The sequence below is a fragment of the Micromonospora sp. NPDC047756 genome (genome assembly GCF_055587245.1).
The window spans coordinates 613,666-627,475 of sequence record NZ_JBVJGQ010000006.1; the positions used below are offsets into that span (position 1 = coordinate 613,666).

Consider the following 13,810-nt stretch of genomic DNA (forward strand, 5'->3'; position numbering starts at 1 on the left):
CGGCGTCGGCGTCGGTGTGGGTGTGGTGTCGGCGTGGGTGTGGTGTCGGCGTGGGTGTGGTGTCGGCGTCGCCGTGGGTGCCGTCGGCCCGTTCTGCGGGTGGGTTGCGGCGTGGCGCGCGGGGACATCGTTGACGTCGTCCAAGAGACGTGGTCTGCTCAGTCGACGCCGTTATTGGAAACGGTAATCATTAACTGTAGCGGAGGAGAACCATGTCTCTCACTGTCCCGCCCGCACTGCTCGACGCCGCCGAACGCGGCCCGGTCGACGATGAGGCGTTCATCGCCTGCGTCCGTGACTCGCTGCCGTACGCCTGGGCCACCGTCAGCCGGGTCGTCGCCGAACTGGAGGCCGGCAACGACGACCTGGCCGACAACGTCATTGCGCCGCCCACCGACGCCGACCGGGGTCAACTGCTCCGCGCGCTGGCCAGCGACGCCATCCGCGTTGGCCTGGAACGACACTTCGGCGTACGCCTGGCCTTCCAGAACTGCCACCGCGTCGCCGCGTTCCGCCCAACGGCCGTTGACGGCGAGCGCTACCGCCGCTTCGTGTCGACCCGTGGCCAACTGCTCAACCAGTCCCCCGAACTCCGCAACTGCTGACCGTCGCGGCGGGCGGGCTCACCCAAGCCCGCCCGCCGCACACCCGCACCCCTGCACCCCTGCACTCCTCCGCACCCCGCACCCCACACCCGCGCCCCAAACTCCATAGCCGCGCCGCACCCCGAACCCACGCCGCACCGCACCGCAATCCGAACCCCACACCGCGCCGCACCCCAACCCCGCACCGCACCCCGAACTCCACACGCACCACAGCCCACAGCCCGCAGCCCGCAGCCCGCAGCCCGCAGCCCGCAGCCAAGATCCGCGCAACTTCGCGGATGTTGCTGCCTCCGACACGCGCGAGGCAGCAACATCCCTGACATTGCGCGGATCTTGACCCCGGACACCTGCCCGATCGGCAGGGGGAACGGGGTTGTGGGGTACCCGCGACTCACGCTGCGTTCCACACCAAGATCGTGCTCGAACCAGGATGTAGTGGCCTCATAGCTCGCCGACACCACTACTTCCTGGTTCGAGCACGATCTTGCGGGCTCCCTTAGGGAAGCCGCAGGCGTCGTGGGGCAGCACAGGGGTGGCCGCCGACGTCACGCCGGCCGCCGCCCAGTTACGGCTGATCTCCGGCCAACGGGTCCGCGCGGCGGTCAAGGCGACCGAGACCCACGCGTACCCGGCCACCGGCTGAACCGGCGTCGGCCACAGCTCTCCGGGTGGACCCGGCCGGCGCGCCCGTCGCCGCCCGTGCCACGCCGACCGTGCCACGCCGACCGCCGGATCGCCTGGACGCCGACTGGCGTGCCCCGCCAACGCGGAACCCGTCAGCCGACACGACACCACCGCACACCCGGCGCCGCACCCGCCTCAGCGGGTGCCGCCAACACCGCACCGGCACGAACGTGAGTCAGTCGGTCAGCAGGAGGCGCAGCACCCACTGAAGCGGGCACGGCCGACGCCGCCCGCACACGAACACGACTCAGTCGGCGAGCAGATCGGCATGCGCGGCGCGCAGCCGGGCCAACCTCGGGTCGCTGCCCGGGACGACGCGGCTGTCCAGCTCGGCCCACACCTCGGCCAGCGCCGCGCGGACCGCGCCCAGCTCGGCGGCGTGCCGCTGTGTGCTGCGTCGGTGCTGCTCCTCGAGGCGGCGGGCCCAGCCGGCGGTGACCGTCGAGAGCCGGTCGGCGTCGGCGCGGGCCTGGGCGGCACTGCGGGCGGCTGCGGCGGGGACGATCGCGGCGACCGGGCGGGGATCGCCGTCGCGGGTCACGACGGTGACCGCGTCGGTCAGCTCAGCCAGCGCGACGAGCTGGCTGAACCGGGTGCGCGCCTCACGCAGCGGCACGGAACGCGGCGGGTCGGAATGAGGGGTGAGCGCGGGGACGGCCATGGATGCATGGTGCCGCGCGGGTATGACAACTATTCGCGCTCGTCAGTGGACGGTACGTGGCGGGCAGACCACTCGTCCGCCAGCACCGACCAGATTTCGATGTCGATCCGACCGTGCCGACCCGGGATGACCTGGCGCAACGTGCCATCGAGGCGCAGGCCGAGCCGGTCGGCGAGGGCCTTGCTGCGGATGTTGGCGGCGTTGGTACGCCACTCCACCCGTTGGATGCCGCGCTCGTGCACCGCCCAGTCGACGATCCGGCGCACCGCCGGGGCGACCAAGCCCCTGCCCTGCGCCGCCGGCTCCACCCAGCAACCGACCTCGCAGACGCCTTGGCTCACGTCGAACGACACGAACATGACCCCACCGACGAGGGTGCCCCGCCACCACAGCCCCCAGATGCCACCGCTGTCGCTGGCCCAGCGGTCGGCGTAGCGCTGCAACACCGCACGGGCCGACGGCAGGTCGGTGGCGACGAAGGACGGCGACACCCAGGGTCGGATGTGCTCGCGGGCCCGATCGAGGTGGGCGAGGAACTCCTCGGCCCGCCACGGGTTCAGCGGGCGCAGCTCGACGTCCTCGGTCAACGGCAGGGCGAACACCGGGCCTCCACTCAGTACGCTTCTCACGCCGGTAGCAGGCTCGCACAGCCACCCCGACCGAGGCACGGCCGCCCTCCGCGCTCACCCGGGCAGGTGGACCCCGGAGCGCTCACCCCGGGCAGGTGGACCCCGGCGCGCTCACCCCGACAGGTGGACCCCGGCGCGCTCACCCGGCAGGTGGGCCCCGGCGTGCCGATAGGCCCGCCGCGCTCACCCCGGCAGATAGGCCGCAGCGCTCACCCGGGCAGATGGGTCCGCAGCGCGGCGAACTGGGCCACGGTCAGGTACGAGGGATTGGCGGCCTGCGGCTGACGGAACACCTCCAGGGCGGCGAGCCGGTCGTCGGCGCGCAACAGCAGCCGGGAGATGCGGTCCTGTTCGGCGAGGATGGGCAGATCCAGCGGTACCGACCACGGCTGCCCCGGTGCGCCTGGTTCGGCGGCCCCGGTGACCCGCCCGATGCCCCATACCCCGTACGGCAGTCGGCTCCGGCTGCCGCTGGCCCAGAAGACCACCGGCTGCCCGGCACACATCAACCGCGCCCGGTAGCCGGGACGCACGCACCAGCTCGTCACCAGTGGCTTCCGGGCGAAGCGGGCGGTGAGGTCGACCAGGTCCGCGTTGCCCTTGAGCAGCCAGGCGCCCAGGTCGTCGAGGCGTACCCGTGGCTCGGTCATCCGCCTATCCTGCCCGGCCGCCGGCCGCCCCAATCAAATGATCATGTGGGTCCAATAGCTGAGCCACAGCACGAACAGCACGCCCTGCACCACCGCGAGCGTCGCGGTCAGCCACACGTCCACGCTGGTACGGCGGGCCCAGCGGGCCAGCACCAGCGCCACCGGGAAGGCGGCGAGCAGATAGCGCAGCAGGCTCTTGTACACCGGCGGGCCCATCGACAGCGGCACCAGCACCATGAGGACGCCGTACACCAGGTAGGCCAGTTCCCGGCGTCGGAAACCGACGACCAGCACGGCGAGGACGGCCACGGCGAACCACACCCGGGCGGCGTCGCGCGGCTCCCCGGTCAACCCGTCGAGCAGCACCGAGATGGGGTTCTGCACCTCGATTCCCCATCCGATCTCCTGGGCGTGCTGGTAGGCGAACCAGTCCCCGCCCCGCCACCGGCAGTACGCCATGAAGGTGAACCAGCCGGCGGGTAACAGCAGCAAGGGCCAGCCGATCCGGAGGTAGCCGAGCAGGGCGCGCGGCCCGAGCCGCCAGTCGTGCTGCCGGAGCAGCACCAGGGCCAGTGGCAGCGCCACGAGCAGGCCGACGGAACGGCTCATCGCCAGGAAGTAGCCGATCACGCCGACCAGCAGCCACCGGCGTCGCTCGGCGTAGTAGAAGGTGGCCAGTACGAGGCAGACGAAGAGCGACTCGGTCAGCGCGGCCTGGAACAGGAACGCGGTCGGCAGCAGCACCAGGTACCGGATGAACCGGCGGGCGGCGTACGCGTCGCCGAGCAGCAGCTCCGCCAGCCGGTGGCCATACCAGAGCGCCAGCAGGAACGCGACGTTGCTGATCAGCAACAGGGCCAGTGCGGTGTCGCCGCCGAGCAGCACGCCGACCGGCCGGGCCAGGAACGGGTACAGCAGGGGAAAGCCGAAGTCCACCCACGGCCCGGTCAGGGGCAGGGTGCTCAGCCGCAGGTACAGCATCGAGTCCCAGGCAAACCAGAAAGAGATCCACCGGTGCCCGGAGATGTCCCGCTGCTGCGCCCACATCAACGCCTCGTCCGGCGGCGGGGCCCCGGGGACGCCGTCCCAGGCGTGCAGGACCAGGAGCCCAAGCACTGTGAGCAGCAACTTCGCGCCGAGGAACAGGCCGATGACGTACCGCCAGGGCGCCGGCACCCGGCAGGCCAGGCGCGCTCCGCCGCGACCGGTCGCGACCGCCCGCGCGGCCAGCGTCGCCGCGCCGCTGCGCCACCGGTCCATCCGCCCCGCTTCCCCGCTTCCCCGGTCCGCCGGCGCGCGGGGAGGTCGCTCTTCTCGTGGTACGCCACCGCGCGCCCCGCCGAAGCGAGGATCAGCTAGCACTAAGTGTGACATTCTGCGCGTAACGGGTGGACACCGCGCCTCAATCATGGCGGTGAGCGGGGAGCGCGTCAGCATGAGCGAGCAGAACGGCACGGTGGTCATCGGTGCGGGGCCGGCCGGGCTCACCGCGGCGTACGAGTTGCTCCGGCACGGCCGGTCGGTTCAGGTGTTCGAGGCCGACGAGGTGGTCGGCGGAATCAGTCGGACCGTGGAGCGCGACGGGTGGCGGTTCGACATCGGCGGGCACCGGTTCTTCACCAAGGTGGCGCGGGTGGAGGCGTTCTGGCACGAGATCCTGCCGGACGAGGACTTCCTGACCCGGCCCCGGATGAGCCGCATCTTCTACCGGGGCGCCCTGTTCAACTACCCGCTCAGCGCCATGAACGCGCTACGCAACCTGGGTCTGCCCGAGGCCGTCCGCTGCCTCGGCTCGTACGCCCGCGCCCGGCTGCGGCCACCACCGGACCAGTCGCACTTCGAGGGCTGGGTATCGGCCCGGTTCGGCTGGCGGCTGTACTCGATCTTCTTCAAGACGTACACCGAGAAGGTCTGGGGTATGCCGGCGGACCGGTTGCAGGCCGACTGGGCGGCGCAGCGGATCAAGAACCTGTCGCTGGCCACCGCGATCCGCAACGCGCTGCTGCCCCGGCGTCGGCGCACGGACGTCACCAGCCTGATCGAGGAGTTCCAGTACCCGAAGTACGGGCCCGGAATGATGTGGGAGCGCTGCGCCGAGCAGGTCCGCCAGCGGGGCGGGCACCTGTCGACGGGCAGTTGGGTCACCGCCGTGCACCGCGACCCGGCCCGTCGACGGGCGATCAGCGTGACGGTCAACGGCGCGGGCGGGCAGCGTACCGAGGCCGCCGACCACGTGATCTCCTCCATGCCGATCTCGGAACTGGTGACCGTGCTCCACCCGCCGGCGCCGCCGGAGGTGCTGGCCTGCGCGGCCGACCTGCGCTACCGCGACTTCCTGACGGTCGCCCTCGTCGTGCCGGCGGAGTTCTCGTTCCCGGACAACTGGATCTACGTGCACGACCCGGGGGTGCGGGTCGGTCGGATCCAGAACTTCGGCTCCTGGTCGCCGTACCTCGTCAAGGACGGCCGCACCTGCCTCGGCCTGGAGTACTTCGTGTTCGAGGACGACGAGATGTGGCGTACCCCGGATGCCGACCTGGTGGCCCTCGCCACCGCGGAGCTGGAGCGGTTGGGGTTGGTCCGACCCGGCGTGGTGGAGGCCGGCTACGTCGTGCGCATGCCCAAGGCCTACCCGGTGTACGACGAGCGATACCAGCACAACGTGGACGTGATCCGGGCCTGGCTCACCGAGGCGGTGCCGAACGTGCACCCGGTGGGCCGCAACGGCATGCACCGCTACAACAACCAGGACCACTCGATGCTGACCGCGATGCTCACCGCCGAGAACATCGCCACCGGCAGTACGCACGACGTCTGGTCGGTGAACGTGGAGCAGGACTACCACGAGGAGTCCTGCGGCGGCGACGGCCGGCGGGGCACCGGCCGAGACGCGCCGGTGGTGCCCAGCCGGATCATCGCCGCGCCGGTCACGGTGCCGACGGGGTCGGACGACCGAGCCGCTGTCGCCGCTCCCCCGTCTCACGCGGGAAGCTGAGCACGCTCTCGCGGCACGGGCAGGTGCTCAACGCGGCAGGTGGGTGCAGTGTGCCACTGTGGCGTCGTCCGGCCTGTGCGCATCCGCGCCACCGGCGCTCTGCGCCTCGGCTCGCCGGACGGAGGCGATGACGCCGGCCGGTCCGCCGGCCCGGAGCAGGTCCAGCAGGCCCGGCCAGTCGGTCCGACCGTACGGGTTGACGATGCGGCTGGCACCGTTGCTGAGCAGCGCGACACCGTTCAGGTCGATGAGGGACCGGCTGCCGGTCACCGCTTCCCGCGCCGCGCGCGGGTCATCCTTCGCGATCCAGTAGCCGCCCGGCTGGTTGCGGCGGGCACGCAACGTGGGGCTCCTGTCTGGGCCGGCGTCGCCTGCGTGAGGGTACGGCCAGTCGGGCGGGTGGGGTTGGTGGAGACACGTCGCGGCGGCGAGCCGCTGGCCGCAGCGCGACGGATCACGTCGAGCGTTGTTGGGTGATGCCGTCCAGGATGGTGGTGAGGTTGTGGTTGAAGGTCTCCTCGGCGTTGAGGTGGGTGCCGTCGATGACGAGCCGGGCCACTGTGGGGTACCTGCCGGTTTTCAACATGCGGGTGAGATAGGGGCCGAGGCTCGCCTGGAAGGCAGCTTCATCGGTGCCGGTGGACCGCGCGTTGCGTCGTTCGGTGACCTCTCGGCGGACCGATCCGACGATGAAGGCGTTGAGGGCGCCCACGGCCCGCTGGAGATCGTCGATGTCGCGCACGGCGGGGGCCGCACTGAGCGCCGCGGCTGTCGCCTCGCCCACGGCGAGTGCGTGTGGCCCCAGGTGTGGCCGTCCGCCGAGCACGTCGGAGAACCACTCGTGGTCAAGGGCGGCGGCGCGGGTCGCGTGGGCGATGGCCAGCACCGTGTCGCGCCACCCGGATCGCCGGCCCACCTCGGCGATCCGGGCGTAGACGACGTCGACCATGAGATCGAGGAGCTCCGACTTGTTGACCACGTAGTCGTAGAGCCGCATCGGGCCGACACCGAGCTCTCTGGCGATCTTGCGTAGGGACAGCCCGTCGAGGCCGTGGGCGTCAGCGAGCCCGATCGCCGTAGCGGCGATCTTCTCGCGACTCAACGGCACCGGCACCGCCCGTGGCTGAGGTTCGGGCCGCTCCCAGACGGGCAGCGGCCCGCTACCGTACGGTGTATCCACCAATACAGTGTACGGTAACGCCGTGAGAACGCGAATTGCGATCGCCGGTGGCGGACTCGGTGGGTTGACGCTGGCACGGATCCTGCACCGACACGGCATCGACGCGGTGGTGTACGACCGGGAGGCAAGCCGATCCGCGCGACCCCAGGGCGGCGCCCTCGATCTCCACCCGGAGTCTGGGCAACTGGCCCTGACCGAGGCGGGTCTCGCCGGCCGGTTCCGGTCGGAGGCGCGACCCGAGGGCGAGGAACATCGCATCCTCGACCCGACCGGACGCACCCTGGTGCACCACGTGCCGCAACCTGGCTCATTCTCCGGACGTCCCGAGATCGACCGGGGCGCACTGCGTGATCTCCTGCTCGACTCCCTCCCCGACGGCACGGTTGCCTGGCGGCACCGGCTCGTCGCGGCGACCCCACGACCCACCGAGGGCTGGGACCTGACGTTCCACGACGGTCGACGAACCAGCTGCGACATCCTTATCGGCGCGGACGGCGCACGCTCAGTCGTCCGGTCACTGCTGACCGACGTCGAACTGTCCTACGTGGCGACTCTGGTGCAGCTGAGCGTCGCCGACGTCGACTCGCGGCATCCCGATCTCGCCGAGCTGGTCGGCCCCGGGAACCTGTGGTGTATCGGCGTGAACCAGATCCTCGCAGCGCAACGTCTCGGCGACGGCAGCCTCCAGGTCGGGATCTCGCTGCGCGCGCAGGGCCAGCCCCTCGACACGTACCGCAGCAAGCAGGCCCTGCTGGACCTGTTCGTTGGCTGGAACCCCCGCCTCACCGCACTCATCGCGGCGGCCGACGGCGCACCGACGCCACGCCTGATCGAGGCGATGCCCATCGGTACGCGCTGGGCCAGCCGGCCGGACGTCACCCTCATCGGTGACGCCGCGCACCTCATGCCACCGGTCGGCGAGGGCGCAAACCAGGCCATGCTCGACGCCGCAGAACTCGCCGGTCAGCTCGCCGCCGACCCCGCCGACCCTCGTGTGGCGATTCGAACGTACGAAGAGTCGATGTTCAGCCGGATTCGCCCGATCGCCGAGATGTCGACGCGAGTCCAGGCGATGATGCTGTCCCCCACCGCGGCGGACGACATCGTTCGTTTCTTCACCCGGCCGGCGGAGCCCGCACGCAAGAATTGACATCTGGCGCTGTCGACGCGGCTGGCAATAATCGTTCTATGACGACGGATGTGCACCCTGAGTCGGGACTCCGCAAGGCCACCTTGACGGATCAGGACCTGGCGGAGACATCGTGGGACTACTGCCGAGTCCACGCGCTTGCCGTCACCGACGACGAGGGGCCGCCCGACGACCCGACCCTGGACTATCGGGAGGACGACGACCTCGACCCCACCGCACCGTCGGCTCTGAAGCTGCATCTCGACCTGGACTACGTCGTACGCCGGGTCGATCCGGGGCCGATGCGGCAGATTCACTTCTGGGTCGCGCCGGCCACCTTGATCTTCCACAACGTGTGGGACATCGTCGGCAGCCTGCACTCCGTCTGTCTGCCGTTCGAGTTGAAAGACCTGCGCCCGGAGGCTCCCTCACAGTCAGGGGAGCGCTGCTGGCACCTGGAGGGACGCGACCTGGACCTGAGGTTCCAGGCATCGAGGTACACCCTTCACCTGCGCCAACCCCCGCGCTACGGCAGTCGAGTGCTCCGGATGGCCGACCGGGGCGGCATCAGCTTCGACGTGAAGCCATTCGCCTGACCGGGGAAGGCCGCCGGCCGCGACTGCGAGGAACCTGAGTCATTACGAGCGTCGCGCCGACTACGCCCATGGATGCTCGGTCAGGGCTTGCGGGCCACCGCGCCGTAGATGGAGGCGTCGGCCAGGGGCGGACGCCGCTCCGGTGGCACCTGCGGCCGCCACTGCGTGACCGGCACGATGCCGGGCTCGGCCAGCTCCAGGCCGGTGAAGAAGCGGGCGAACTCGGCGCGGTCGCGGGGTACGGCGTCCTGCTTCATCCGGCCGGAGGCGAACTCGGCGTACATCCGCTCGACGATCTCGGCAGGGATGTGGTCGGTGGTGAAGTGGGTCAGCGCGAGCCAACTGCCGGACGGCAGCGCGTCGAGCAGCCGGGCGACGTGCTCGTGTGGGCGGTCGTCGTCGGTCAGGAAGTGCGTCACGGCGATCAGCACCAGACCCACCGGCTGGGACAGGTCCAGTGTGGCGTGCAGCTGCGGGTCGCCGAGAATCTTCGCCGGGTCGCGCAGGTCGGCGTCCAGGTAGGCGGTGGCACCGGCCGGGCCGCTGGTCAGCAGCGCTCGGGCGTGGACCAGCACCATCGGGTCGTTGTCGACGTAGACCACCCGGGAGTCGGGGGCGACGGACTGGGCCACCTCGTGGGTGTTGTCGGCGCTCGGGATGCCGGTGCCGATGTCGAGGAACTGCCGGACGCCGACCTCCTCGGCGAGGAACCGGACCGCCCGGCCGAGGAAGGCCCGGTTCTCCCGGGCGAGTGTGCGGACCCCCGGGTAGACGGCGGCGATCTGGTCGCCGGACTCCCGGTCGACGGCGAAGTGGTCCTTGCCGCCGAGCCAGTAGTTGTAGCGGCGAGCCGGATGCACAGTCGTGGTGTCGATCCGGTCAGCGCCCCGGCCCTCGGGCGCTTCCGACGTGGACGACAGGGTCACGAGACCTCCCCAGGTCGACGGGACACGCCGCATCCGTGAAGTCACCGGGCGTGTCCAGGGGACATCCTAAGCCGTACCCATCGGACTGCGGGGCCCACTGACGCGCGGACGCCGCAGGGGCGGGAAACCGCCTACCAGAGGGCTATTGACGGTCGTCACTGGCTGTCAGTACCGTGATGCGGGCAGCGAGAAAGCGCTTTCCGACCCCTCCACCGCCCGACAGGGAGCGCCCCCATGCCCCGACACCTCCGTGCGTTCTGCCTGCTCCTGCTCGCCATCGCCACAGTGGTCAGCACCACCACCGCCCTGCCGGCCGAGGCCGCCCCGCGCTTCCGGGTGCTGGTCTTCTCCAAGATCACCAACTTCTACCACGACTCGATCCCGGCCGGCATCGCCGCGATCCAACAGCTCGGCGCCGCCCACAACTTCGAGGTCGTCGCCACCACCGACGCGGCGGCCTTCACCGACGCCAACCTCGCCACCTTCGACGCTCTCGTGTTCAACAACACCAACAGCCTCCCGACCTCGGGCGACCTGCTCAACGCCAGCCAGCGGGCCGCGTTGCAGACGTTCATCCGCAACGGCGGTGGTTGGGCCGGCCTGCACGCCGCCTCTGCCAGCGAGCGCGACTGGCAGTGGTACGAGGGCCTGGTCGGCACGATCTTCGACTACCACCCCGACTTCTCGTCCACCGGCGGCACCTTCCCCGGGCGGGTCAAGGTGCTCGACCGCGCGCACCCCTCCACGCGCAACCTGCCGGAGCTATGGGAGCAGAGCGAGGAGTGGTACAACTGGCGGACCAACCCGACCGGCAATGTGCACACCCTCGCCCAGATCAAGGTGCGCGACGGGATCAACGGCCTGGACGAAGGCGTCGACCACGCATACTCCTGGTGTCAGCCCTACGACGGCGGCCGGTCCTGGTTCACCGCCGGTGGGCACGCCAGCTCGCAGTTCAGCAGCCCGACCTTCCTGGAGCACCTGCGCTACGGCATCGAGTGGGCGGCCGGCGCGGTCGCCGGTGACTGCTCGGCCACCAAGACCAGCAACTTCGAACGGGTGGGGCTGGTCACCGAGAACCTGGCCGACCCGTTCGAGCTGGCCGTCGGCCCGGACCGGAAGGTCTACTACATCCAACGCACCGGCGCGCTGAAGGTGGTCAACTCCGACACCCTGCAGGTCACCACGCTGCTGGACTTCGCGTACACCTCGGCGATGACCGACCAGTCCGACGGGCTACTCGGGATGACCCTGGACCGCAACTTCGCCAGCAACGGCTGGATCTACCTGCTCTGGTCGGACAAGACCCTCAAACAGCTCAACCTGTCCCGGTTCACGGTCGCCAACAACAGCGTCGCGCTCTCCTCGGAGAAGCGCCTGCTGACCGTCCCCACCTATCGGGGAGAGGGCCGGGCCAACTCGCACATGGGCGGGTCGCTGGCCATGGACACGGCCGGACGCCTCTACGCGGCGATCGGTGACAACACCGACCCCTTCGCCTCCAGCGGCTACACCCCGGTCGACGAACGCGCCGGCCGCGCCGCCTGGGACGCCCAGGGCACGGCCGGCAACACCAACGACCTACGCGGCAAGATCCTGCGGATCACCCCACAATCCGACGGTACGTACACAGTGCCCAGCGGCAACCTCTTCCCGGCCGGCACCGCGCGGACCCGGCCGGAGATCTACGCGATGGGCATGCGCAACCCGTTCCGGATCACCGTCGAGCCGCAGACCAACGCGGTACTGGTGGCCGACTACGGTCCGGACGCCCGCGCCGCCGACCCCAACCGCGGTCCTGAGGGGACAGTCGAGTTCAACCGGATCACCAGCGCCGGCAACTTCGGATGGCCGTACTGCGTGGGCAACAACATCCCGTTCAACGACTACAACTTCGCCACCAACACCTCGGGGGCGAAGTTCAACTGCGCCGCACCGGTGAACAACTCGCCCAACAACACCGGCCTGACCACCCTGCCGGCGGCGAAGTCCGCGCTGGTCTGGTACGCGTACTCCGCCTCGACCCAGTTCCCGGAGCTGGGCACCGGTGGTGGCGGGCCGATGAGCGGCCCGGTCTACGACTACGACCCGACCAACACCCGCACCACGAAGTTCCCCGAGTACTTCGAGGGCAAGTGGATCACCTACGAGCTGACCCGCAGGTGGTTCAAGACGCTGTCGATCCACAAGACGGCGCAGACCTTCAGCAACGCGCGCTTCGGCCCGACCGCCGTCGGTGACCTCCAGTCGATCAACGGGATCTTCGGCAACATGAGCTGGATCCAGCCCTTCGAGGCGGAGTTCGGCCCGGACGGTTCGCTCTACGTCATCGACTTCGGTGAGGGCACCGGCAGCGGTCGCGGCGGCAGCAACGCCGGCGCGGGAATCTACCGGATCGACTACGTCGCCAACGGACGGCCACCGACCGCGAAGATCGCCGCCAGCCCAGACAGCGGACGTACGCCGCTCGCCGTGACGTTCTCCTCCGCCGGGTCGTCCGCGGGCGACGGATCGGCGCTCAGCTACGCCTGGGACTTCACCAACGACGGCAGCACCGACTCCACCGCGGCCAACCCGAGCCACACCTACTCGACGGCCGGAAAGCACACCGCCCGGCTGACCGTGCGCAACAGCGGCAACGGGTTGACCGCCACCGCGGTCACCGACGTGGTGGTCGGCAACACCCGGCCGACGGTGACCATCACCGTGCCCGACGGCGGGTTCTTCGACTTCGGCGACAAGATCCCGTACACGGTGACGGTCACCGACCCGGAGGACACCACGATCGACTGCGCCAAGGTCACGGTGCAGACGCAGCTCGGCCACGACTCGCACGCCCACCCGCTGGACGTCTACACCGGCTGCTCCGGGCTGCTCGCCACCGAGGCGGACGCCGGCGACGGCCACGGGCCGGGGCAGAACCTCTACACGCTGATCACCGCGCAGTACACCGACGGTGGCGCGGCCGGCGGCGTACCGGCGCTGACCGGCTCGACCCGCGTGCAGTTGCAGCCCAAGAGCAAGGAGGCCGAGCACTTCAGCGCCCAGTCCGGCGTCACGGTCAACGACCGGGCCACCGCCCGCGCCGGCAAGCGGCTCGGCGAGGTCGACCACAACGACTGGGTGGCGTTCGGGCCGGCGGACCTGCGCAACGTCGGCTCGGTGACGCTCGGGGTGACCAACGGCGGGCTCGGCGGCACCATCGAACTGCGCACCGGCTCGCCCACCGGCACGCTGATCGGCACAGCCACCATCGGCTCCACCGGCGGGTGGGACAACCTGGTCTCCCCCACCGTCACGCTGACCAACAAGCCCACCGGCACGACCACCCTGTACGCGAGGTTCGTCAACGCCGCCCAGGTCGGTGGCACCCCGGACCTGATGGCACTGGACTGGCTACGGCTCAACGGCGCCGGGGTCAAACAGGAGCCGGGCGGGACGTTGTCGCTGGCCGCCAGCCCGACCGGCGGCACCGCGCCGCTGACCACCACGCTCACCGCCACGGCGACGGCGCCGTCCGGGCAGAGCATCACCGACTACGCGTGGGACTTCGGCGACAACAGCGCCATCGCGCACGGAGCGACACTCCGGTCGACGCCGCACAGCTACTCCCGCAAGGGGACCTTCACCGCCCGGGTGACGGTCACCTACACCAGCGGGGAGACCCGCTCGCAGAACCTGACCATCACGGTCAGCTGACCCCGGGTCGCCGGCGGGCGGGAGCGCCCCGCCCGCCGGCGTCGGGCGCGGATCAC

At 70.5% G+C, this 13,810-nt stretch carries 12 protein-coding genes and 1 pseudogene; 6 read left to right on the plus strand and 7 right to left on the minus strand.

Going from position 1 to position 13,810, the window contains the following annotated elements; genetic code table 11:
• The first annotated feature begins 212 nt into the window (after window positions 1–212).
• Together ACZ6NZ_RS22930 and ACZ6NZ_RS22935 are read left to right on the plus strand one after the other, a co-directional pair.
• Window positions 213–605 carry an SCO5389 family protein gene (locus tag ACZ6NZ_RS22930; RefSeq protein ID WP_465860051.1) on the plus strand — a complete coding sequence of 131 codons (393 nt, stop codon included), beginning with the start codon at window positions 213–215 and terminating at the stop codon, window positions 603–605.
• 520 nt (window positions 606–1,125) lie between these two features.
• A pseudogene (locus tag ACZ6NZ_RS22935) lies at window positions 1,126–1,248 on the plus strand (TOBE domain-containing protein); the annotation flags it as partial.
• A 288-nt stretch (window positions 1,249–1,536) separates the two neighbouring features.
• Here ACZ6NZ_RS22935 and ACZ6NZ_RS22940 read toward each other — a convergent pair.
• From ACZ6NZ_RS22940 to ACZ6NZ_RS22955, 4 genes are all read right to left on the minus strand, one after another.
• Window positions 1,537–1,950, minus strand: a complete 414-nt coding sequence (locus tag ACZ6NZ_RS22940; protein ID WP_366606668.1) for a type II toxin-antitoxin system prevent-host-death family antitoxin — start codon at window positions 1,948–1,950, stop codon at window positions 1,537–1,539.
• A 29-nt stretch (window positions 1,951–1,979) separates the two neighbouring features.
• Entirely contained in the window at window positions 1,980–2,552 is a 573-nt protein-coding gene (locus ACZ6NZ_RS22945) for a GNAT family N-acetyltransferase (protein WP_465860131.1), read from the minus strand.
• Between the two features lie 236 nt (window positions 2,553–2,788).
• On the minus strand, window positions 2,789–3,229 hold the full coding sequence (locus ACZ6NZ_RS22950; protein ID WP_465860052.1) for a hypothetical protein: 441 nt from the start codon (window positions 3,227–3,229) through the stop codon (window positions 2,789–2,791).
• Window positions 3,230–3,262: 33 nt separating this feature from the next.
• Entirely contained in the window at window positions 3,263–4,489 is a 1,227-nt protein-coding gene (locus tag ACZ6NZ_RS22955; RefSeq protein WP_465860053.1) for a hypothetical protein, read from the minus strand.
• 175 nt (window positions 4,490–4,664) lie between these two features.
• On the opposite strand from ACZ6NZ_RS22955, the gene ACZ6NZ_RS22960 reads away from it, so the two are divergent.
• A complete protein-coding gene (locus ACZ6NZ_RS22960) occupies window positions 4,665–6,224 on the plus strand; it encodes an NAD(P)/FAD-dependent oxidoreductase (protein ID WP_465860054.1) in 1,560 nt (519 codons plus the stop codon).
• Window positions 6,225–6,251: 27 nt separating this feature from the next.
• Here ACZ6NZ_RS22960 and ACZ6NZ_RS22965 read toward each other — a convergent pair whose 3' ends face one another.
• Together ACZ6NZ_RS22965 and ACZ6NZ_RS22970 are read right to left on the minus strand one after the other, a co-directional pair.
• Window positions 6,252–6,566: a hypothetical protein gene (locus ACZ6NZ_RS22965; protein ID WP_465860055.1), complete on the minus strand. Its 315-nt coding sequence runs from the start codon at window positions 6,564–6,566 to the stop codon at window positions 6,252–6,254.
• A 112-nt stretch (window positions 6,567–6,678) separates the two neighbouring features.
• On the minus strand, window positions 6,679–7,404 hold the full coding sequence (locus ACZ6NZ_RS22970) for a TetR/AcrR family transcriptional regulator (protein ID WP_465860056.1): 726 nt from the start codon (window positions 7,402–7,404) through the stop codon (window positions 6,679–6,681).
• 22 nt (window positions 7,405–7,426) lie between these two features.
• Between ACZ6NZ_RS22970 and ACZ6NZ_RS22975 the strand changes: the two genes are divergently transcribed.
• Entirely contained in the window at window positions 7,427–8,554 is a 1,128-nt protein-coding gene (locus tag ACZ6NZ_RS22975) for an FAD-dependent oxidoreductase (protein WP_465860057.1), read from the plus strand.
• A gap of 38 nt (window positions 8,555–8,592) precedes the next feature.
• Entirely contained in the window at window positions 8,593–9,129 is a 537-nt protein-coding gene (locus ACZ6NZ_RS22980) for a hypothetical protein (RefSeq protein WP_465860058.1), read from the plus strand.
• Window positions 9,130–9,209: 80 nt separating this feature from the next.
• Here the strand turns inward: ACZ6NZ_RS22980 and ACZ6NZ_RS22985 are convergent, their stop codons facing one another.
• Window positions 9,210–10,055, minus strand: coding sequence for an SAM-dependent methyltransferase (locus ACZ6NZ_RS22985; RefSeq protein WP_465860059.1), 846 nt, complete (start codon window positions 10,053–10,055; stop codon window positions 9,210–9,212).
• 234 nt (window positions 10,056–10,289) lie between these two features.
• On the opposite strand from ACZ6NZ_RS22985, the gene ACZ6NZ_RS22990 reads away from it, so the two are divergent.
• Window positions 10,290–13,754 carry a ThuA domain-containing protein gene (locus ACZ6NZ_RS22990; protein ID WP_465860060.1) on the plus strand — a complete coding sequence of 1,155 codons (3,465 nt, stop codon included), beginning with the start codon at window positions 10,290–10,292 and terminating at the stop codon, window positions 13,752–13,754.
• Window positions 13,755–13,810: the final 56 nt, after the last annotated feature.